Below are 2,549 nucleotides of genomic sequence, written 5' to 3'. Positions count from 1 at the left end.
TATTTTTGTTATTATTTTATGTTTTTATTAAAATGGATTTTCTGGAAATTATATCTGTTACGATAGTTTAGGCTATGCAAGATATTTATTATCTAAAGATTTAATAGTGTTACATGTAATCAACTAGCTTTATTTTATTGTTTTTTTGATAATGGGCTTAGTGCTTCTATTTCCAGAAAAATAAGATTATTTTTTTCATTTAATTTCCATGAAATGATTATCACATATAAGTCTTTTCTCTGATAGATATATAATTCCTTCTTTAGGCCATTGTAGCGATTATAGTGCTTAACAAACATCGTGCCTCGGAGCTAACTGTAGTAAGAAATGGAGAGGGCAGGGAAGAAAAAACTTGTGTTTCTACCAGTGAAAGATTGACTGTTTGTTATTCATCTACATTGACCTGTTGTTTTCGATTAATCGAATTGCTGAATTTTTCAGCTAAAAATAGGAAGCTAGCTGGTTGCTATAATCAATTAAAATCAATAAAGAACGGAAACTGACTTGTCTATTAATGGCTTTAGCCTGTATTGTGTGATCAGATTGGATAATTTGTATGTTTGGGTTAAAGAAAGGTATGAAAATGGATAACGTAAATAAACCGTCATTCCACAATGTGTTGGAGTTTGTGCGTATGTTTCGTCGTAAGAATAAGTTACAGCGCGAGATCGTGGATAACGAAAAGAAAATACGTGACAACCAGAAACGTGTTTTGTTGCTTGATAACCTGAGTGAATACATCAAGCCGGGCATGTCAATTGAGGATATTCAAAGCATCATTATGAACATGCGTAGTGATTATGAAGACCGTATAGATGATCACATTATTAAAAATGCGGATCTTTCCAAAGAGCGCCGTGAGTTGTCTAAGAAACTGAAAACAATGGGTGAACCCAAGTAATATCATCAGATAACCACGCATGATTGCGTGGTTATTTTCTTAGCAAGACCTGCCGTAAACCCTCGCCCAGTGCGAGGGTGTCGCAAAAGCTCATGTTATCCATTAAGATCGGTGTTCTTTCTGTTAAACGCCGATCTTTTATGACCTTATTCACTCGAACGCTGGAATCGTCTGCTCACACCAAACGTCAGTTTGTCAAAGCGCAGCATTTACCTGTATTGGCCGGTTCTCTTTCCCTTTGTGATTATCTCAGGCAAATGGGCGAACGCAGTGCATTTATTGTCGCTGAGGTTTTGGATGAACAAGACTGGGGACCTTTCGAACACCGTTATGCTTCAACAGGCAGGGCGCCGTATTCTCCCCGTTCAATGATGGGGATCCTGCTTTATGGGATCATGAAAGGACACTGCTCGCTCAGAGCACTTGAACACCTGGCGCGTTTAGATTTGGGGTGTATTTTTGTCAGTTATGGCGTGACACCTGATCACGCCAGCCTTGGGCGTTTCATTTATCAGCATCAAGCTGTCCTGACAGGGACGTTTTTTAAAGAACTGACCTTATCTGTTTTGCGCCGCAGCCAATCCGGGATTTCGTGCCTGGCGGGTGACGGAACAGTGATTGAAGCTGCGTGCTCTTATTATCATCTTTTGACTCAGGAAGCGATTTCACGAGAAAAAAGCGCCCTCACGGCAGCGCCCGCTACTGCGCGGACAGAAAAACGCATTAAGCAATTGGAACAGAGCGCCGAAGTATTACGGCGCCGACAAGAAAATCGGGAAAAAAAGGGTAAAGATGGCAGCCAGCTGCGTATTAATCCAACAGAACCAGAAGCGGTCGTCCAGAAGCTCAAGCGGGGAAAGGGATTTTCAACGGCTTATAAACCGTCTGTTTTAGTCAATACCAGGCGGATTATTGTCGCCCAGACCGTCGATCCGTCCAGTGAAACACAGGTGATGGCGGATTTATTGACGCAGAATTTCAATTTATCGGGATATCATCCGGACAAATTGTTATTGGATGCCGGTTATTTCCATGACGCGGTGATAGCTGAGACACAAAAATATCAAATCCGGCTGTTTTGCTCTGAAAATTCCCACCGGCAGACCCCCCGAAAAATTTACCCCAAATCGTTATTTATCTATGATGGCGAGCAAAACAGTTATACCTGTCCTGCCCGCCATCAATTATCCCTGAAAAGCACAGTAGCCGGGTCGGAAAAAACGCGAGGCTATCGGGTTTATGGCGGTGCCAATTGCGTCCAATGCAGGCAAAAAAACCAATGTACGCAGGCCAAAGGCGGGAGAAAAATAAAACGCTATCCGGAAGATGAAAAGCGGGATGAACTTCGTTTGCATATGGCGACCCCTGAATCAAAACAGATATTGAGTCAACGAAAGAGCATAGTGGAACCGGTATTTTCAGCCTTGCGAGGAATTCAGGGGCTGGAGCGCTTTCGGCGTAAGGGATTGTCAGCGGTAAAGTTGGAATTTACCCTGCATGCGATGGCCTATAACTTATCAAGAGCGGTAGCTCTGATATTATGGGTGATGTTTAGCCTGTTATTCGGACAAATAACAGGCACTAAAGAAGGGGAGCTGGATTCAATTTGACGCGTTGAAAAAATGACCTCAACCCTTTTGCGACACCC

At 42.4% G+C, this 2,549-nt stretch carries 2 protein-coding genes; both read left to right on the top strand.

Annotation, left to right across the window (positions count from 1 at the left end):
• Nucleotides 1-583 precede the first annotated feature (583 nt).
• Entirely contained in the window at nucleotides 584-901 is a 318-nt protein-coding gene (gene tmaR, locus ACGF63_RS22690) for a PTS system regulator TmaR (RefSeq protein ID WP_031280984.1), read from the top strand.
• Nucleotides 902-993: 92 nt separating this feature from the next.
• A complete protein-coding gene (locus tag ACGF63_RS22685) occupies nucleotides 994-2,511 on the top strand; it encodes a transposase (protein ID WP_152962571.1) in 1,518 nt (505 codons plus the stop codon).
• Nucleotides 2,512-2,549: the final 38 nt, after the last annotated feature.

Origin of the sequence: Photorhabdus sp. RM322S (genome assembly GCF_042879395.1) — a bacterium.
In the GTDB taxonomy this organism is placed as follows: domain Bacteria; phylum Pseudomonadota; class Gammaproteobacteria; order Enterobacterales; family Enterobacteriaceae; genus Photorhabdus; species Photorhabdus khanii.
This window is presented reverse-complemented; position numbering and strand designations above follow the sequence as displayed.